The organism is Erythrobacter sp. HA7-11 (genome assembly GCF_055693605.1).
Map to the genome: position 1 here is coordinate 927,171 of NZ_JBVFUF010000002.1, position 19,107 is coordinate 946,277.

Annotated in this window: 15 protein-coding genes, 1 tRNA gene and 1 pseudogene; 6 read left to right on the forward strand and 11 right to left on the reverse strand. The window is 59.4% G+C overall.

What is annotated here, in order from left to right:
• The first annotated feature begins 88 nt into the window (after window positions 1-88).
• The 4 genes and pseudogenes from ACZ1GU_RS04805 (at window position 89) to ACZ1GU_RS04820 (ending at window position 5,793) form a co-directional block, all read left to right on the forward strand.
• Complete coding sequence (locus tag ACZ1GU_RS04805) at window positions 89-988, forward strand: DMT family transporter (protein WP_472646953.1); 900 nt, start codon at window positions 89-91, stop codon at window positions 986-988.
• A 148-nt stretch (window positions 989-1,136) separates the two neighbouring features.
• A pseudogene (glmS, locus tag ACZ1GU_RS04810) lies at window positions 1,137-2,959 on the forward strand (glutamine--fructose-6-phosphate transaminase (isomerizing)).
• On the forward strand, window positions 2,956-3,342 hold the full coding sequence (locus tag ACZ1GU_RS04815) for a GFA family protein (RefSeq protein WP_472646954.1): 387 nt from the start codon (window positions 2,956-2,958) through the stop codon (window positions 3,340-3,342). The pseudogene glmS and the gene ACZ1GU_RS04815 overlap by 4 nt, the downstream one beginning before the upstream one ends.
• Window positions 3,343-3,429: 87 nt before the next feature.
• Window positions 3,430-5,793 (forward strand): putative bifunctional diguanylate cyclase/phosphodiesterase, encoded by a 2,364-nt coding sequence (locus tag ACZ1GU_RS04820; RefSeq protein WP_472646955.1) that lies wholly within the window; start codon window positions 3,430-3,432, stop codon window positions 5,791-5,793.
• Here ACZ1GU_RS04820 and purQ read toward each other — a convergent pair.
• The 3 genes from purQ to ACZ1GU_RS04835 all read right to left on the reverse strand — a co-directional run bounded on the left by purQ (window position 5,790) and on the right by ACZ1GU_RS04835 (window position 9,685).
• Window positions 5,790-6,464 carry a phosphoribosylformylglycinamidine synthase subunit PurQ gene (gene purQ / locus ACZ1GU_RS04825; RefSeq protein WP_472646957.1) on the reverse strand — a complete coding sequence of 225 codons (675 nt, stop codon included), beginning with the start codon at window positions 6,462-6,464 and terminating at the stop codon, window positions 5,790-5,792. The genes ACZ1GU_RS04820 and purQ overlap by 4 nt on opposite strands.
• On the reverse strand, window positions 6,464-6,712 hold the full coding sequence (gene purS / locus ACZ1GU_RS04830) for a phosphoribosylformylglycinamidine synthase subunit PurS (RefSeq protein WP_472646958.1): 249 nt from the start codon (window positions 6,710-6,712) through the stop codon (window positions 6,464-6,466). Before purS ends, purQ begins: the two co-directional genes overlap by 1 nt.
• A 114-nt stretch (window positions 6,713-6,826) precedes the next feature.
• On the reverse strand, window positions 6,827-9,685 hold the full coding sequence (locus ACZ1GU_RS04835; RefSeq protein ID WP_472646959.1) for a M16 family metallopeptidase: 2,859 nt from the start codon (window positions 9,683-9,685) through the stop codon (window positions 6,827-6,829).
• A 103-nt stretch (window positions 9,686-9,788) separates the two neighbouring features.
• Between ACZ1GU_RS04835 and ACZ1GU_RS04840 the strand changes: the two genes are divergently transcribed.
• Entirely contained in the window at window positions 9,789-10,682 is an 894-nt protein-coding gene (locus ACZ1GU_RS04840; protein ID WP_472646960.1) for a diacylglycerol/lipid kinase family protein, read from the forward strand.
• 7 nt (window positions 10,683-10,689) lie between these two features.
• Here the strand turns inward: ACZ1GU_RS04840 and purC are convergent, their stop codons facing one another.
• From purC to infA, 6 genes are all read right to left on the reverse strand, one after another.
• Entirely contained in the window at window positions 10,690-11,499 is an 810-nt protein-coding gene (purC, locus tag ACZ1GU_RS04845; protein ID WP_472646961.1) for a phosphoribosylaminoimidazolesuccinocarboxamide synthase, read from the reverse strand.
• Window positions 11,500-11,522: 23 nt separating this feature from the next.
• Window positions 11,523-11,597, reverse strand: a tRNA-Phe gene (locus tag ACZ1GU_RS04850).
• Between the two features lie 108 nt (window positions 11,598-11,705).
• Window positions 11,706-11,891, reverse strand: coding sequence for a DNA gyrase inhibitor YacG (locus ACZ1GU_RS04855; protein ID WP_472646962.1), 186 nt, complete (start codon window positions 11,889-11,891; stop codon window positions 11,706-11,708).
• Window positions 11,888-12,910: a ribonuclease E/G gene (locus ACZ1GU_RS04860; RefSeq protein ID WP_472646963.1), complete on the reverse strand. Its 1,023-nt coding sequence runs from the start codon at window positions 12,908-12,910 to the stop codon at window positions 11,888-11,890. The genes ACZ1GU_RS04855 and ACZ1GU_RS04860 overlap by 4 nt, the downstream gene beginning before the upstream one ends.
• Window positions 12,864-13,436, reverse strand: coding sequence for a Maf family protein (locus ACZ1GU_RS04865; RefSeq protein ID WP_472646964.1), 573 nt, complete (start codon window positions 13,434-13,436; stop codon window positions 12,864-12,866). Before ACZ1GU_RS04865 ends, ACZ1GU_RS04860 begins: the two co-directional genes overlap by 47 nt.
• A 15-nt stretch (window positions 13,437-13,451) precedes the next feature.
• Window positions 13,452-13,709 (reverse strand): translation initiation factor IF-1, encoded by a 258-nt coding sequence (gene infA, locus ACZ1GU_RS04870; protein WP_108786584.1) that lies wholly within the window; start codon window positions 13,707-13,709, stop codon window positions 13,452-13,454.
• 207 nt (window positions 13,710-13,916) lie between these two features.
• Here infA and ACZ1GU_RS04875 point away from each other — a divergent pair, with 207 nt between their 5' ends.
• Complete coding sequence (locus ACZ1GU_RS04875; RefSeq protein ID WP_472646965.1) at window positions 13,917-16,754, forward strand: porin family protein; 2,838 nt, start codon at window positions 13,917-13,919, stop codon at window positions 16,752-16,754.
• Here ACZ1GU_RS04875 and ACZ1GU_RS04880 read toward each other — a convergent pair.
• Window positions 16,751-17,566, reverse strand: coding sequence for an esterase/lipase family protein (locus tag ACZ1GU_RS04880; protein WP_472646966.1), 816 nt, complete (start codon window positions 17,564-17,566; stop codon window positions 16,751-16,753). The two genes, ACZ1GU_RS04875 and ACZ1GU_RS04880, sit on opposite strands and share 4 nt — an antisense overlap.
• Window positions 17,566-19,104: a WS/DGAT/MGAT family O-acyltransferase gene (locus ACZ1GU_RS04885; RefSeq protein ID WP_472646967.1), complete on the reverse strand. Its 1,539-nt coding sequence runs from the start codon at window positions 19,102-19,104 to the stop codon at window positions 17,566-17,568. Before ACZ1GU_RS04885 ends, ACZ1GU_RS04880 begins: the two co-directional genes overlap by 1 nt.
• Between the last annotated feature and the right edge of the window lie 3 nt (window positions 19,105-19,107).

Sequence of the window (19,107 nt, forward strand, 5' to 3'; positions counted from 1 at the left end):
TTAAGCAATCGTAAACCATGCTAAGGGGCGTACTGCCGTGCCTGCTGCAACGTCCATGCGGCGGCTTTCAAAAGGGTCTTGTGAAAACGTGAAATCCGCAGAACGCGCCGGTTTCCTTTATGCGATTGCTGGATTCATTGTCCTGTCGATTGGTGACGCTATCATCAAGTCGATGGCGGACGCATGGCCGGCTGTCGCGGTCGCGGCTTTGCGTTTTACGATTGGCGCGATTGCGCTGTCGGCGTTGCTCGACCGCGCAGAAGGAGCGGCGGGGTTCGTTCCGCAAAAGCCTTTGCTGCAGCTGGCGCGGGGCGTCTGCCTTGCCTTTGCCACGCTCGCATTTTTCTCTGCGATCTACATAATGCCCTTGGCCGAAGCGATGGCGATTGCTTTCATCGCTCCCGTTCTGACGCAAATTCTGGGTGGCCTTTTGTTGGGAGAGCAGGTCAGACGACTGGCTTGGATAATGTCCCTGCTGGCGCTAGCGGGCGTCGCGGTGGTTTTGCGCCCGAATTTGGCAGAGCTTGGCTGGGCTGCATTTTTGCCCCTGATCTCAGCAACATTCTTTGCGCTCATGATTGTCGCCAATCGCGCCAGCGCCGGGCAAGGCAGCTCGCTTTCCATGCAGGCCTTTATCGCGTTGGTTGCGGCTCCTGTTCTGATCATCGCTGCTGTAGTTGCGAAATACTCAGGGCTGGATGCGTTCGATTTCGGGTGGCCGCGATGGGATGTCGTTCTGCGCTGCGCGATCGTCGCGCTCACTGCAACGACCGCGCATTGGCTGGTCTATTTGGGAACGCAAAGGGCAGGGGCATCTCAGGTTGCGCCAGCATCCTACGTTCAATTGCTGGTCGCCATCGCGCTTGGCTGGTGGTGGTTTGGCGATGCGCCGGATCTGCCGACGCTTTTGGGAGCCAGCATGATCATCGCAGCCGGTTTGATATTGTGGCGCGACACAAACAATTCGCCCGTCGATAGCGCCAAATAGGGACGCTTCGGCCTGACAGGGCTTGAAGCCCGCACACGAACGGGTAGAGCGGCTGCAACGCGTTGCAGTGCAACAATAAGGTAGTGCATTGTTCATCCGCTGCGGCTTACAGCGTGACGGTCGCAGCAGGGGCTAGGGTTCATACGGTATGTGCGGAATTATCGGAATTGTTGGCAATACGCCGGTTGCTGACCGTCTGGTCGATGGACTCAAGCGGATGGAATATCGCGGATACGATAGCGCCGGTATTTGCACCCTGCATGACAATGCGCTGGTGCGTCGCCGCGCCGAAGGCAAGCTTGCCAATCTTGTCGACGTTTTGCGTGATACAGTAGCGCCAGGCACCGTCGGCATCGCGCACACCCGCTGGGCGACCCATGGAGCGCCGACAGCAAGCAACGCTCACCCGCACGCAACCGAAGAAGTGGCGATTGTTCACAACGGGATCATCGAGAACTTCAAGGAATTGCGCGCCGAGCTGGCCGAAGCGGGTCGCACCTTCGAGAGTGAGACAGACAGCGAAGTCGTCGCTCACCTCGTCTCGCATCAGGTCGAGGCAGGGCTGGAGCCGGTCGACGCGGTCAAGCAGGTTCTGCCGCGTCTTCGCGGAGCCTTCGCGCTGGCAATGGCGTTTCGCGCGCATCCTGACATGCTGATCGGCGCGCGGCTCGGTTCTCCGCTGGTCGTCGGCTATGGCGAGGATGAGATGTTCCTCGGCTCAGACGCGCTGGCGCTCGCGCCTTTGACCCAGCGGATTTCCTATCTGGAAGAAGGCGACTGGGTCGTCATCACGGACAAGACCGTTCAAATTTTTGACGCGGAAAACAATCCGGTCGAGCGGGAAATTCAGTCGTCCGGGGCATCGGCAGCAGCGGTAGAGAAGGGCAATTACCGCCACTTCATGCAGAAAGAGATTTTCGAGCAGCCAACTGTTGTGGCGCAAACGCTCGGCTCTTACCTGCGCCAGTCTGATAACTCAGTCGCGCTGCCCCAGCTCGATTTTGATATCTCGAAGATCAAGCGGCTTACCATCGTCGCCTGCGGAACCAGCTTTTACGCAGGGATGGTCGCCAAATACTGGTTTGAACAATTCGCCCGCGTGCCGGTTGATATCGATGTGGCGAGCGAGTTCCGCTATCGTAACCCCGTGCTCGAAGAGGGGGGCTTGCGCTGTTCATCTCGCAGAGCGGTGAAACGGCGGACACGCTCGCGGCCCTGCGCCATTGCAAGGAGCACGGGCAAACCATTGGCGTCGTCGTCAATGTGCCCACCAGTTCGATGGCGCGCGAGGCTGACCTGCTTCTGCCGAGCCACGCCGGTCCGGAAATTGGCGTTGCCTCGACCAAGGCGTTCACCTGCCAGCTGGCCGTCTTGGCTGCGCTTGCTGCGCATATGGCGGTGAAAAAGGGCATGATGAACCGCGAGGAAGAAGCAGAAGTCGTCAAGCATTTGCTCGAAGCACCGGCTGCGCTCAACGCTGCGCTCGATCACGATGACGATATTGCCAGCATGGCGCACCTGATCGCTCCGGCGCGCGACGTGCTATATCTGGGGCGCGGACAGGACTATCCGCTCGCGCTCGAAGGGGCGCTGAAGCTCAAGGAAATCAGCTATATTCACGCCGAAGGTTATGCTTCAGGCGAGATGAAGCACGGTCCGATCGCCCTGATTGACGAAGACGTGCCAGTGGTCGTGATCGCTCCATCAGGTCCGCTGTTTGAAAAGACCGTTTCAAACATGGAAGAGGTGCGGGCACGCGGCGGCCAGGTTGTGCTGATCTCCGATGCCGAGGGTCTTGCGCAAGCTGGCGAGGGCTGCATCGCCACGATCGAAATGCCCGTGGTGCACCCGCTGATCGCGCCGCTCGTCTATGCCATCCCCGTGCAGTTGCTCGCCTATCACGTGGCAGTGGTGAAGGGCACGGATGTTGACCAACCGCGCAACCTTGCAAAATCTGTGACGGTTGAGTGACGACGGAAAGCGATCTCGTCACTGTTGAGGGCGGTTGCCATTGCCGCGCGGTCCGGTTTCGTGCCGAGGCTAATCGTGAGCCCAAGATGCTGCGGTGCAATTGCTCGATCTGTTCCGCTTCAGGGTATTTGCATCTGTTCATCCCGCATCAGCGGTTCACGCTTTTGAGCGGCCAAGATGCGCTGACCGAATACCGCTTCGGTTCCAAACAGGCGCAACATTTGTTCTGCAAGACGTGCGGGATTAAAAGTTTTTATCAGCCTCGCTCGCATCCTGATGATTGGAGCGTGCATCTCGCCTGTCTGGATGACATCAGCGAATTACGGCCAGAAATCATAGACTTCGACGGCCAGAATTGGGAAAAATCCGCGCGCGATCTGTGACCGAAGGTCGCAAACCTTAACGCGGACCCTAGCGAAGACACCGTTCGATCTGCGCCATGCTTTACCGCGCTCTAACCTTTCGCGGATATGCGCGGGTCTGTGAGCGATAAAGAAGCCATTCCCAATCCCCAAGCGGACCAGTTGTCCGTGCTGTCCGTGCTTGGCTTGTCAGGCGCGAATGATGCTGATTGGGCTCGTGTTCACGGATTGCAGGCCTCTTTGTTCGCGGATCGCACATGGTTGAGAGCCTTCACCCACATTCTGCTCGGGCTGTTTGCCATCCGTCTTTATCAGGATTCGGTCGTGGGACTGTGGAGCTGGCTTTGGCTCGCCGCGCTTGGCGGGGTGCATGTAATGGGTGCACGCTATGACCGTTCTCTTGCGCAATCCAGATCTCGGATAAGATCGCAGGACACCTACCGGCGGCAAATGCTCACGCCGGTTTTGTCGGGTCTTTTGTGGGCGGTGCCGGTGATCGGCTTCACCCCGTTTTCAGGCGCTGAAGAGCACGTTTCGCTGGTTCTCGCGCTGTGCATGATGGTCGGCGCATCGGTCATCTTCTTCACCGCTGCTCCGCTTGGCCTATGCATCTTCGCGCTCATAACGGGTCTCGCATCGGCTATCAGCTTCGCGGTCAATGATTGGTGGTTGGCAGCCGTTGTGGTCTCCCTGTTCCATTTCATATGCGTCATCGGCGTCATCGAGGCGGCCCGCGCCTACATCGCTGCCCGCATGACGGAGAGCACGATCGCGGAAAAGGAAGAAGTTGTTTCGCTCTTGCTGCGCGAATTCGAGGAAAACGAGGCGGATTGGCTGTGGGAGGTCGACACCTCGCGCCGGCTGCGTTCGGTCAGTCCGCGCTTTGCCTATGCCTTGGGCGGGTTGCAGAGTGAGCTTGAGGGCAAGCGACTGCTGGAGCTGATCGCAGGGGAATCTTGGGAATCGGGCAAATTTGCATCCAGCCTCCACGATTTGGCCGAGCGGTTGAAACACTGCGAGAACTTTTCGAACCTGCTCGTCAATGTGACGATCCGTGGTGAAAAACGCTGGTGGGAATTGTCAGGCACGCCAATGCGCGATGAGCGCGGCAAATTTGTCGGATTTCGCGGGGTTGGATCGGATGTAACCGAGGCGCGCAACTCGTCTGAAAAGATCGCCTATCTCGCGCGGTATGATACGCTCACTTCGCTTCCGAACCGCCTGCAACTGACAGAGGCGTTGGGCGATGCCTTGGTGTTTTCCGAGCAATGGCAATCGCGCTGTGCCTTGCTGATGATCGACCTTGATCGGTTCAAGCAGGTCAACGATTCCCTCGGCCATCTGGTTGGTGACAAACTGCTCGCTCAGGTTTCAGCTCGCCTGCAAGCCTTGATGAGCAAAGATGAACTGTGCGGCAGGCTTGGTGGTGATGAGTTCGCAGTTGTCATCCGCGATGTGCGCGATTTCGAGTCGGTCAGAACTACGGCCCGCAACCTGATCCAGACGCTGAGCGAACCCTACAAGGTCGACCAGCACACGCTTTATGTTGGCGCCAGCGTTGGCTCTGCCATCGGTCCGCGCGACGGCAAGACGGTCGAGGAGCTGATGCGCAACGCCGACTTGGCGCTGTACCGCGCCAAGGACATCGGTGGCGGTTCGCATTGCGAGTTTGAACAATCCTTGCACGCGTCGGCAGAGGAGCGCCGCCAGCTTGAATTATCACTGCGCGAAGCACTCGAACGTGACGAGATGATCTTGCATTATCAGCCGGTGGTTGATGCCAACAGCGAGAATGTCGTCAGTTTCGAGGCGCTGGTGCGCTGGAACAGCAAGGATCACGGCTTTGTCAGTCCGGGCAAGTTCATTCCGCTGGCCGAGGAGACGCGATTGATCGTGCCGATCGGTAAGTGGGTACTTCGCGAATCCTGTCGGCAGGCGCGCCATTGGCCCGAGCATGTGAAGGTCAATGTCAACGTCTCGCCAGAGCAATTGCTTGAGCCAGATTTCTACGAAGATGTGGTCGCCGCGCTTTCGGAAACTGGATTGCGGCCTGAGCGGCTTGAGGTCGAAGTGACCGAAAGCATCTTCCTGCGCGATGCATCCGTCGCGCGCACCGCGTTGGAACAGATCATGGCGCTGGGATGCTCGGTCGCGCTTGATGATTTTGGCACGGGCTATTCTTCGCTTGGCTATATCCGCAAGCTGCGGTTCTCGACGATCAAGGTTGATCGCACCTTTGTCCAAGGCGCAGCGCAAAACAGCTCAGAAAGTCTGGCGATCATCAACGCCGTGGTGGCAATGGCAAAGAGCCTCGACATGAGCACCACTGCTGAAGGTGTCGAAACGGCCGAGGAAGCTGCGCTTATCCGCCAGATGGGTTGCGACAAGATCCAGGGTTTCTACTTTGGCCGTCCGATGGAACAGGACGACACGCTCAAGCTGTTCGACGGGCGCAACCGCCAAACCGCTTAGGCGACCAGTTCGCCGATCACGCTCTCAAACAGGCGCCGACCATCAGTGCCGCCATGCGCAGGCTCAATGGCGCGTTCGGGGTGAGGCATCATGCCAAGGACATTGCCGCTCGCATTGAGGATCCCGGCAATGTCGCGGCGCGATCCGTTGCACGGCTCGTTATAACGAAACGCCACGCGACCTTCACCCTCGATCCGGTCGAGCGTCGCTTCGTCAGCGAAGAAATTGCCATCATGGTGAGCGACCGGAATGCGTATCTCGGCTCCGGCATCATAGCCGCCGGTGAATATCGATTGTGAGTTCTCGACCGTGAGCGAAACGGTGCGGCAGATGAAGTTCTGGCTGGCATTGCGCATCAGCGCGCCGGGGAGCAGCCCGCTTTCGGTGAGTACCTGAAATCCGTTGCACACACCTAGCACAGGAACGCCGCGCTCAGCCGCCGCAATAACGCTGCGCATGATCGGGCTGTTCGCAGCCATCGCGCCAGAGCGCAGATAGTCGCCATAAGAAAAGCCGCCGGGCAGAGCGATAAAATCAAGATTTTCGGGCAGCTCAGCGTCGCCGTGCCACACCCTCAATGGCGCGCTTCCCGACACATGCTCCAGCGCTACCGCCATATCGCGATCGCAGTTGGAACCCGGAAAGGTGATGACTGCGGCGCGAAAAGCCATCAGGCGGCTCCTGCGGTTTCGAGCTTTTCGATGGTGAAGTCTTCGATCACCATATTAGCGAGCAGCTTCTCGCACATGGATTTGAGTGTCTCATCGCTGGTGCCATCATCGACATCGAGCTCGATCATCCGGCCAATCCGCACATCCTCGACTCCGGTAAAGCCCAGACCGTCAAGCGAGTGGTGGACAGCGCGACCTTGCGGATCGAGCACTCCAGGTTTGAGGCGGACGAGGACGCGAACTTTCATAGGGCGGCACCTGATTGGAGCTGATGATTTGCTGCCCGCAGCCTATAGCGCTGTTGGCTCGCGGTGCAATCACTTGCACCCTCTTGCCCACCGTCGCGCGGTGTGATGCGCAAACTAATCGCTAGGCGCGCCTTCGCTTGCCGTCTCTTCCGGCACCACCAACACTTCGAGCGCTTCATCCACCTTGAGATATTGCTGCGCTGCGGCCTGCACGTCATCCGCAGTGAACCCTTCTAAGATGTCAGGCGCGACAAAGAAGCGGTCTAGCCGGTCATTCTGGCTTTGCGCATTGTCAGCAAGGCTCATCCATCCGCCGAGCGATTTCAGCAGGTTGTCGTAATCCTCAAGGATGGGTTGCCGCGCGCGCTCGACAATGTCGGGATCGATCGGTTCGTTCGCGAGATCGCTGATGACAGTGCGGATTGCCTCGCGCGTCCGATCCAGCTCGGCTACATCGACCGAGGCCGTGAGGCCGAACGTGCCGTATCCTTTGTAGATGCGGCTGGTCGAACTGCCAGCGGACGGCGAATAGGCTTGGCCGAGAGCCTCGCGCAGCTCTTCTTGCAAGCGGATACGGACAATCCGGGCGAGGAGCGACAGGCGCAGAGCTTCGCTCAAGTCGCTGTCATCGGTGGTCGGCCACAGCATTCGCACCAGCGCTTGATCCGGCTCCCCGCTGTGGGTCAGCGTGCGCGTGCTGCGGTCGGAGGTAAAGGTGCGGCTGCGCGCTTCTTCACGCGGTAGGAAGTCGGTTTCGCGCGGCGGCAATGCGCCGAGCGTCTTGGCCACAGCGTCAATTGCTGCCTGCTCGTCGAGATCGCCCACGAGCGCAATTTCAATCGCGCCATTGGCAAATCGGTCCCCGACATCAGCGCGCAAGCGCTCATAGCTGCGGTCGAGAAACGCTTCCTTGGTCTGGAGGCTGAAACGTGGATCACCGTCGGAGATGATCCCGCCGATCCGGTTGCGAAGAGTGCGCCCGGGCGTCGCATCGAGATTGGCGAAATAGCTTATAATATTGCGCGTGTAGCGTTCCTCGCCTTCCTTGCGGTAACCCGGATCGGTGAGCGCGGCGGTGAGCAGCTGCATTTGCAGCTCCAGATCGCGCGCGGTTGTGCTGCCGCCCATCCGGAAAGAATCGGTGGCCGAGGAAATGTTGAAACCGACGCTGCGGCCAGCCAGCACGGTCTGCAATTCATCTTGGCTATGTTTGCCAAGTCCGCCAGCGGCGAGTGCGCTGATCATCGCGGTTTTAAGCGGGTCTTCGGCGGTGTCGATCAACGTTCCGCCATCCAATGTCAGGCGATAGCTGACGCGGTCTTCGCGAATATCGGTCTGTTTCAGATTAAGCCGCACGCCATTGGCAAATCGGATCATGCGAATGCCGAGCCGCTCGTCGAGGCTGTCGGCGACGATTGTGCCCGGCTCGCCAAAGTCACCGTAGGCGAATTCTGCCGGGCCTGTATCTTCAGGCGGAGCAATCTCAGCCACCATTCCTGCTTCGAATGCCGCGCGCAAAGCGGCTTTCCCACCAACCGGTGCCTGGCGCCCTTGAAAGCGGATCAGCGGGTCTTTCAGCTCCGGCAGGTCAGCCATCAGAGCTTCGAACACGCTGTCGGCAGTGATGCTCGGTGCAAAGGCCTCGAAGCGTTCCAAGCGCCAAGCCGGATCGGTCGGGATGCGTTCGGAGCTGAATAGCCGCAATGCCGCATTGGCGAAGCCGCCATTGGTGCGCGTGTCAGCTGAGGCGACCGCGTTCTCAAGGCCGGTGCGCAGATTGGCGACCTGCTCTGCCACCTCCGCCTCGGTGAAGCCAAAGGCCAGCGCTTGGCGCACTTCGCGCACGGCAGCGATCACGCCTTTTTCCCACTCGCCGTCAGAGGTGCTGATCGAGATGCCGGTTGTCCGCGCGTCTTCAAACACGTTGCTGCTGCCAAAGCTCGCCCCGCGAAATGGTGCATCCTCCCCGCGTGCAAGGCGGCCAAGTCGTCTGCCGATAATGCGATATCCAATGCCGCGAAGCATGGCTTCATCGCGGGTTGCAAGCGTATCAGGCCGGTCTTTCCAGCTCGAAAGATTGACGATGCTGACACTCTCGGTCAGCGCTGGATCAATATAGATGTCGGTTTCCGGTTCGCGGTCAATCACCACCGGTCCAGTCTCAGGCTCGACCGGATCGGGGCTAGCCTCCCAATCGCTGAACACTTCGCGGATTTTGGCTTCCATCAGGGCGACGGGAAAATCGCCGACAATCACCAACACGGTATTCGCGGGCACGTAGGTGCGCTCGTAAAAGCCGCGAATGTCAGCCGCTGTCGCGTCTTCAAGCACTTGCAGTGTGCCAATCGGCAGACGCTGCGGGAAGCGTGCCTCGGGCGCAAGAAACTCCAGCTGATCCTCGCTCGCCTTTTGTTGGAAACCATTGCGGTCACGCCGCTCAGCCAGGATTACGCCGCGCTCGCGCTCCACTGCATCGGGGGCAATCGTGAGCTCGCTAGCCGTCTCGCGCATCAACATCAGCGCAGTGTCAAGCAAATCCTCTTCTGCCTTGGGCAGGTTGAGCATGTAGGTCGTGGTTTCCAGCCCGGTCGCCGCATTGGTGTCCGCGCCAAAGGCGAGTCCCTTGCGCTCCAGCAGCTTAATCATCTCGCCTTCGGGGATGCCGGTCGACCCGTTGAAGGCCATGTGCTCGAGATAATGCGCAAGCCCGCGCTCGCTGTCGGTCTCGTCAAGCGAGCCCGAGCCAATCCGCATCCGCACCAGAGCGGTGTCGTCCGGAGTTCCGTTTTCGCGGACGACATAACGCAGCCCGTTATCCAATTCGCCAAAGACAAAGCCCTGATCGACTGGAACGTCGCTTTCCTCGAAGGCCCAAGCGGGTTCCGCCGCAGGTTCTGCCACAGGCAGGGTGTCTTGAGCATAAAGTGGGCAGGCGAAAAGGAGCGGAATGCTCACGATAAGACGAATTTTCATAAGGCCTAGCTGCACTACTGGTGCGAGTGTGACAATTGCCTGAATGTGGGCATCTGTGGGTGCGCTATGGTGATGGAATTGGTGAGCGGCTAGGCAAGGGCCGATGGCGAAGCTCGATCTTGTCTACAATCCGGTGTCCGGAAGCTTTCTCGAGGCTCGTTTGGCCGCGCTTGTTTCGGCGTTCGAGAAACAAGGCTTCACTGTGAGCGCGCTGCCGACGCGGTCCGATGGGGCGCAGTTTTCCGGCAATGCGGACCTGATCTGCGTGCATGGCGGCGATGGCACTTTGCGCGATGTCCTCACCGCGATGGGCGGCGAGGGCGGGGCTACGCCGCTCGCGATTGCGCGTGCCGGCACGATCAATTTGGTCGCGCGTGAACTTGCCTACCCGGCGAAGGCCGATGCACTGGCGGCGCGGATCGCGAGCAGCTTTGCCGCCGGGCCCGATGGCTGGCTTCATTCTCCGCTGTTCCAGCTTGGTGGGTTGCCGATTGCTTCGTGCCTGTCCATCGGTCCAGATAGCCGCGCTGTGGCGCGCGTTTCGAGCGACTTAAAACGCAAGATCGGGCGCTACGCTTATGCCGCAGCCATGCTGCAACAAGTGCGAGAATGGCCGCGCGAACCGATGCAGGTTAGCGGCGTGCTGGCCGATGGCTCGCCGTTCGCTTGCGAGGCTGAGGCGTTGTTTGTCGCGCGCGGGCGGTTTTACGCGGGGCCTTTCCGGTTGAGTCCATTGGCAGGGCTCGGCACCGAGACGGTCGAGCTGATCACGCTGCACAGAGCCTCCCGCTGGCGTATGGCCGCGTTCAGCTCAGCCGCTGCGCTGAGGCTGCCGGTCAATCGGTTTGGCTATGCCGAGATCCGCAGCGTGCGCGAGATCGAAATCGCTGGCTGTCAGGCGCCGACGCAGGTCGACGGAGATGTGCTGCTGGGCGACAATGTTGGGGCCAACCTGTCGATCAAGCCGTCAGGCCAGATTGTGCGCTATATCGCCTGAAATCCGTCTATTTCTTAGCCGGAGGCGTCGTTGCGCCGCGTAACCGGCTGCGATGGCTCGCTAGATCGTGCACTTCGCCCGGACCATTGTCTTCATCATGCAGCAGGCCAAGACGCCGCGCGACTTCGCGATAAGCGTCTTCCTCACCGCCCAGATCGCGGCGGAAGCGGTCTTTGTCGAGCTTTTCGCCGGTCTTCATGTCCCACAGACGGCAGCCATCCGGGCTGATCTCGTCAGCGAGGATCACGCGGCTGAAATCGCCATCATAAAGCCGTCCAAACTCCAGTTTGAAGTCGACCAGACGAATGTCGATGCCGGCAAACATGCCGCACATGAAATCGTTGATGCGGATCGCCATCGAGGAGATGTCGTGCATCTCTTCATGGCTGCACCAATTGAAGCAAGCGATATGCTCTTCCGCGATTAGCGGATCGCCCAGCGCATCATCCTTGTAGTAATATTCGATCAAAGTGTGCGGCAGCGGTTCGCCTTCTTCAAGGCCAAGGCGCTTGCAGATCGAGCCAGCTGCGACATTCCGCACTACGACTTCAATCGGGATGATTTCGACCTGGCGCACCAATTGTTCGCGCATGTTGAGGCGGCGGACAAAGTGGGTCGGAATGCCGATGTGCGAAAGGCGGGTGAAGACGTGTTCGCTGATGCGATTGTTGATCACGCCCTTGCCGTTGATCGTACCCTTTTTCTCCGCATTGAACGCAGTGGCATCATCTTTGAAATATTGGATGATCGTGCCCGGCTCTGGACCCTCATAAAGGATCTTGGCTTTGCCTTCGTAAATCTGGCGGCGACGGGTCATGGAATTCCCTTCCAATCAGCGAGTGGTGCCCGGGGGCGGATTTGAACCACCGACACGCGGATTTTCAATCCGCTGCTCTACCCCTGAGCTACCCGGGCATTCGCTGCGGCGTCGATGTGTCTACATCGGCGAGCAAATGAGAGCGCGCCTATGGCGAAGCTGGCCGCGCTTGGCAAGAGGAAATAGGCGCAGATGTGCACCTATTTTCAATCCTGCTGATCCCAATCGGCGGTTGCGATCTCTTCCGGGCTGGCGGGGCGACTGGGCACAGCATAGCCATCGCCAAACCATTGTGCGAGATCGCGATCCTTACAACGCTGCGAGCAGAAGGGTGAAAAGTCTTCGCTCCGAGCTTTTTTGCAGATGGGGCAGGGTTTGGGTGGATTGGTCATGATGACACCAATTGAGCATGGCCTGCATCAAGTGCAAGCACTCGCTTGGTTTCAAAGTGGACATTGGCCGGACCGCGACCGGTCAGCTCCTCCAATTCGATCAGCCAATCATCAGGCATTGCGTGCCTCACAACCGGATTGCAGGTGATGAGGATATCGCCAGGGCCTTCGAGCATGCTGGCCTGACGCAGCAGATATCGTGCGCAGGCCGCAGCGCGGGAATATTCAAAGCGGTGCAGCAGCGAGGGCATTTCCATCCGCGCGACGATCTGGACTAAGCCGAAGCCGTTCATCGCGGTACGTTCATGCGGCCAATCGCCAAGCGCTCGCTCAATCGCCTCATCGACCGCCTTGCGATCAGCCTTGGCGTCGATGGTTGGGAAGTCGATGCCGATTGAGCCTGAAAGATCGAACCAACGGATCGCTTTGGCAATCGCAGGGACAGCAGCCAGAGCCAGCTCCTTGGGTGATCCATGCCCGTCAATGTCGATCAATGTCATGGCAGGTGTGACGCTGATAATGAGGTTGCCGCCGGAAAATGGCATTTGCCCATCACTTGCCAGTGACCAGACTTCCTCCCAACTGCCAGAGGGCAAGTGGCGGACATACTCGCCAAGGTTGAGCACCGAAGTCGGTGGCAGTTCGCTTGGTTCGTCAGGGAAATAGCGGCCCTGAGCGCGTTTTAAGCGCCCGCGTTCGGCCATTGGCTCGCGGTGGATTATCAGTCTCACCTCGCGTCCCTCGCTGGCTTCGCGCGGGAGATCGGGCACATTCACCTCAAATCCGTCACGCGTCACGCATACGCCGCGCGATGATCCGCGCTGGCGGGAAATCACTTTTGCTAGAACAATCGCACCCGCGCAGATCTTGCTCAGCCAGCTGAGCCTCACCGCCAGAACCTGATCGCCTTTGAGCAGGAGCGCCCGTCTCTCGCCAAAGCTCTCTTCGTAGAGCCAGCGCGGCTGTTGCCCTTCAGCCAATGTCGAAACCTGCCGATTTGAGCAGTGCGCGCGTTTCATAAAGTGGCAGGCCCATCACGCTGGAATGACTGCCTTTAATCCACTGGATCAATCCTTCGGCGCTGCCCTGGATCGCGTAGCCGCCCGCTTTGCCCTGCCATTCGCCGCCTGCAATATAGCGCTCAATCTCTTCGTCGGAGAGCACTTTGAAACGCACAACATTATCGCTCAGCCGTGATCGTGTGGTGCCATCTGGCGCGCGCAGTGTGATGGCGGATAGGACGTTGTGCCGCCTGCCGCTCATCAGCTTTAGGCAGGCGCGGGCTTCATCTTCGGTCTCCGTCTTGGGCAGGATGCGGCGACCGACCGCGACCACTGTGTCGCCCGCCAGAACATATCCGCCGGCGGTAATCGCAGCTGCCTTCTCAAGTGCCATGCGCTCGGCATAGTCGCGGGGCAGCTCGCCCTTAAACGGAGTCTCGTCAATATCGGCTGGAGCGACCGCATCAGGCTCAATACCAAGCCGGGCCAGCAAATCGCGCCGCCGCGGGCTGGCCGAACCAAGAGTAAGGTGAAGGGCGCCCATCAGCGCACCTCGAATTTATGCGGGGCCGGGGCCCTGGCCGGGGCCGCCGCGACCGGGCATAAAGCGATAGGTAATGCGTGCTTTGGTAAGGTCATACGGCGTCAGCTCGCACAGCACTTCATCACCCACGAGAACACGGATGCGGTTCTTGCGCATCTTGCCCGCCGTGTGGCCCAGCACTTCGTGACCGTTTTCAAGCTCCACCCGGAACATCGCATTGGGCAGCAGTTCGACAACGCGCCCGCGCATTTCGAGGAGTTCTTCTTTGGCCATGTAAGTCCTTTAACTGTGGTGGCGATGACACAATTGCCCCGCTTGTGGCGCGGCATGTAGCGATGGCGTGAACAAAAGTGAAGTCTTGTGCGTTGTGATCGCGATGCGGTGTGTCATCCAGTGACAGGTTGCTTTCGAAACTTCTGATGCAAACCAATACAATTCAGCGGCTTGTTCACGTCGCCTCTGTCGACCAAGAGATCGTTCATGACCCTCAAATCCTTATTGCAGACCGGTGTATGCAGCTTCGGTCTGATTTCAGCGCCACTATTCGCGCAGTCTGACCCCGATGGTCCGGAGGAATCCGACATCGAGATCGGCAGCAATGTTGGCGCGCCATCGGGTGCCGATATCGTTGTGCGCAGCGAGCGTATTCGCGGGCAATTGCTGGTCGAACAGGCTCCGCTGCTTGAATTGAATGAGCAGGACATCGCCAGTGAAGGCGTGACCTCCATCGCCGATCTTGTAACGCAGGTCGTCAACCAAACAGGTTCGGCGCGCGGGCGTGGCGGGGGCGGGCGACCCGTCATCCTCGTCAACGGCATTCGGATCGGCAGCTTTCGCGAGCTCGCGTCCTACCCGCCCGAAGCGCTCGAAAAGGTTGAGGTCTTTCCAGAAGAGGTTGCCCAGCGGTTCGGCTTTTCACCCGACCGGCGGGTTATCAACCTTATCCTCAAGGAAAACTATTCTAGCCGCGAGATCGAGTTGGAATTTGAAGGACCTTCGCGGGGTGGCTACACCGCGCTGGAGCAGGAATTCGGCTATCTTCAGATCGCGAATGGCGGGCGTTTCAATCTCAACCTCGAAGCGCGCGACCTTTCGCTGCTGACCGAAGATGAGCGCGATATTATCCAGACGCCGGGCTCTATTTCGGAACTGGCGAGCGATCCTGACCAAGCCGAATTTCGCTCACTGATCGCCGACAGTCTCGCCTTGGAGGGCAGTCTCAGCTGGGCCAAAGCGATTGTCGATAGCGGCACATCGCTTTCGGCTAATTTGAACTACAACCGCAACCAGAGCCGGAGCCTTTCGGGCCTCAACATCGTCGAGCTTACCGATCCGGGTGGTGATAGCCTGCTGCGGACCTTCGGCGCGGAAACGCCTCTGGAGCGGCGCACCTCGACCGATACGATTGCGACCTCTGGCTCGCTCACAAGGCCGCTCGGTCTGTTTCGTCTGACTGCGACAGCCGATGCAAGTCTCAGCGAAAGCGAGACCGAGATTGATCGCCGGTTTGACACACAGCTGCTTCAGGACGCCGCGCTGGCGGGAACACTTGCCCTGAACGATGACTTGCCGATCAACGCGGATGCGGGCTTCGATACGGCGCGCACCCGAAACTTGCTGGCGACTTCGAAGTTTACCGCGCGCGGGCCGTTGGCGAACCTGCCCGCGGGCGAGGCCATTGTCACCTTTGATGCAGGCTACAGTTGGACCCGGATCGAAAGCGAAGACACGCGCACGACCTTCGATACGCGATTGACGCGCGGCGACCTTGAAGGCGGGATCAATCTCGTCTTGCCGCTGACCAGCAGGCGCAACGCCGTCGCTGATGCGCTGGGCAGTTTCACGTTGAACCTGAGCGGCGGTGTTGACCACCTTTCCGACTTTGGGACTTTATCCGACTGGTCAGCGAGCCTGACTTGGGCACCGGTCGACAATCTCGATCTCACCGCGACTTATATCTGGCGCGAAGTCGCACCGAGCCTCGCCAATCTCGGCAATCCGGAGATTATCACGCTCAACGCGCCGGTGTTCGATTTCACCAATGGCGAGACGGTGCTCGCGACGGTCACAAATGGCGGCAACCCTGATCTGCTCGCCGAAACACAAGCCGATTGGCGCTTTGCTGCGAACTGGCAATTGCCGTTCTGGCGCGGAACGCAGCTGACGGCGGAATATATTCGCAACCGCTCCGACAATGTTACCAGTGAATTTCCGGTGCTAACCGATGACATCGAAGCCGCCTTTCCTAACCGTGTGACGCGCGATGGAGCGGGCACTCTGATTGCGCTCGATCGCCGTCCCGTCACATTTGCGGAAACGCGGAGCGACCGGCTGCAATTCCGCTTTTCCACGCGGGGCAGTTGGGGTGGAGCGCGACCCGGCCAAGGAGGCGGTCCGCCACCGGGAGTGCGCGGTGGCGGCGGGCGTCCTGGTGCGAGTGGTCGACCTGCGGGCGGTCCACCTTCGGGTGCGCGAGGCGGACCTCCCAGCGAGGAGCAGCGTGCGCAATTCATGCAATTCCGTGAGCGCATTTGCGCCGATGACGGCTTGGAAGTCCTGACCCGTCTTGTCGCAGCGGTCGAGAGCGGGGAGGACGTTTCTGCCGAATTCCCCAATTTCGATCCGCAGCGCCTCGAGCGTATCTTGAGCCGCGCGCGTGATGAGAACGGCGAGATTTCACCCGAGCGCCTGGCGCAATTCCGGGAACGCTTTTGCAGCATGGATCCGGCGATGATGCGCGGAGGTGGAGCCGGGCGGGGCGGTCCACCCGGGGCAGACGGCAGACAAGGAGCAGGCGGTCCACCGCGCAATCCGCTTGCTGGCGGGTTTGGTCGCGATGGTCGCGGACGCTATTTTGTCAATGTCACGCATACGATCGAGCTTGAGAACGAAATCCTGATTGCTCCGGGCCTAGCGCCGCTCGACCTGCTCGATGGCGATGCCACCGGCCAGTTTGGTCTGTCGCGCCACGCCACACGGCTTGAGGCGGGCTTCTTCCGCAACGGCAAGGGATTGCGCTTGTCGGGCCGCTACACCGGCAGCGCGCGGATTGATGGCACGGGCCTGCCGGGCAGCACCGATCTGTTCTTCGATGATCTGGTGACCTTCGATGTGCGGGTTTTCGCCAATCTCGACAGTCTATTTGGCGAGCAAAAGGGCATTCTGAAAGACGTGCGCATCTTCCTGCGCGCCGACAATATCTTCGATGCGCGCCGCCGCGTGACAGATGCCAACGGCAACACGCCGATTAACTTTCAGCCGTTTATTATTGACCCTACAGGCCGGTTCGTCGGTTTTGACGTGCGGAAGCTGTTTTAGTCGAGGAGGTTCCTGGGGAACATCCAGCGCCGAAACGCAGGCGGATCAAACGGCTTCCAAGCGCCTTCTTCCTGGGCGAGACGATCCGCGACAGCGATCATAACACTCGGGTTGACGCCGAGGCCGCAATGGCTGGCATAAACCTCGATATTCTCGCTCGGGTGCGGGCCTTCGGCCTGCACGCTGCCGCGCCAATGCACGACGCCATCGGTTTTGGTCAGGATTGACGTGGTCGGAACTGGCGGGGCCTTGTCCAGTCCTTGGAATTGGCCGTCGCGCAATTGCTCCGGCTCATCACCGTTGAAAAACTTGAAGAGGCGCGCTGCGCTGGTGTGGTTGCGATCATCCGAGATCGGGCTGCCTAGGCTGATGACTAGGCGCACCAGATCGGGGTGCAACTTGGCAAGCTCGCGGGCGAGTACACCGCCAAGGCTCCAGCCAACCAGCGAAACCTTTCGGTCGCTCGTCTCGTACAGCTCGTGCAGCTGTGCTTCGATGATCTGCAAAAGCTCTTCGTTCACCCGCAGGTTCCGGCCAGCGTCCCAGCCATGCGCGCTATAGCCCAGATCCTTAAGCAAGCGGCGCATTGGAACGGTCGAACTGTTTGTCGCCATGAAGCCCGGCATAACCATGACAGAATGCCCGTCTCCCTTGGGTAGCTGCGACAATATTGGCCGTGAGGCGTAGAACGCGCCAAGCTCAAAGAAGGCGCGACCTTCGGTCAATGTCCAAAAACGATGCGGTGGCTTTGCCTTGGTTTCTTCAACAAATTTTTCTGCATCCATGACTGAATTCGGAGCGATGCTCGCCATTAAGTTGTCCCCCTGACCCGTTTTGTAGTTTTGGGATTTGCTTTTGCTTTTGCTTTTGGTTTCGCCGCTTTTCTTGCCGCTGCCTTCTTGGGCGCGGCCCTCTTCGCGGGTGATTTGCCCACAGTGTTCGCGGCGGCGAGCAGCTCGTCAAAGCTGTCTTGCAGGCACTGCGAATAGAATTCCGGATCGGGCATGATATCGCGGCACGCGGTGAAGCTGATGTATGCTTCGTCGACGTAGGATTGGACGACATGCGCCAGTCCCAGTCCATCGGTCAGGCAAATCAACGAGAGCGCCATGCTTTCGAGCCGCGCACCCGAGGAATAGATATGAACCGGCGGGCCAGGTACATTGGTCACGATCGTGTTGAACGGCATGACCCGGTGGGCGAGGCTGACGCGGCTGAACAATTGCGCACCCAGCGCCATGTAAAGCGCTGGATTGACCTTGCTCACCTCGGTCATGGTACGCGCACCGATTGCGCCGGTCATTGCCTTGGAATTGCTCGTCTGGCCATAGACGTAGGCGAGCCGCTCTGCCGGATCGGCAATATGTGAACCAAGCGGTGCAACCATCGCCGACACCTGATTGCCCATGTCGCCTTTCTCATCGCCCGCCCGCACAGAGATGGGCGCCATCGCGGTCATAGTGCTCTTGGGCAGATCGTCCTTCGCGGTTAGATATTTGTTGAGCGCGCCGCCGATAACGGCGAGCGCAACGTCGTTCACCTTGGCATCGGGCAGGAGGGCGCGGATCGATTTGAATTCTTTAAGATCAAAAGTGCGGCCCTCGATCACGCGATGCGGCGAAATCGAACGGTTAAACCGGGTGCGCGGCGGCACCATGTCGCTTGTCACCTTGAACTGCTTGGTCACCAGACCTTTGACCGCATTGGCAATGCCCGGAACTGCCCGAGCGGCGACCTGCGCCTGCTTGATCGGATTGAGCAGAGCATTGACGTAGCTTTTGCCCAGCAGCTCAACCGGGCCGGGGATTTTCTCCGGCTTCCATGTGTCGGGCTTTTCCGGCGGAGGCGCGTCGGGGGCAAGCGAATGCAACGCTTCCATCAGGTCAATCCCGCTCATCCCGTCAATTGCCGAGTGGTGGACCTTGGTCACAAACGCAAAGCAACCGGGCGGATAGCCTTTCACATTGTCCAGACCTTCCACGACGGTGAATTCCCAAGGCGGGCGCTCAAGATCGAGCGGGCGGGCATGGATACGAGCGGCCTGGATGCACAATTGCCGCCAGTCACCAGGCTTTGGCAGGGCAACGTGGCGGACATGATATTCGAGATCGAAATCCGGATCCTCGATCCAGTAAGGATAGTCGAGATCAAACGGAACGCGGACCAGACGTTGGCGCATCGTGCGCGACAATTGCATGCGCGATTCAATGAATTGCAGGATGTCTTTGAACCGGACAAAGCCGCCGGGCGCTGTCTCCGGATTGTAGATCAGCACGCTGCCGATATGCATCGGCGAATTGGGTGATTCCATCGCGACGAACGAGGAATCCATGCCCTGCAATTGACGCAAGGG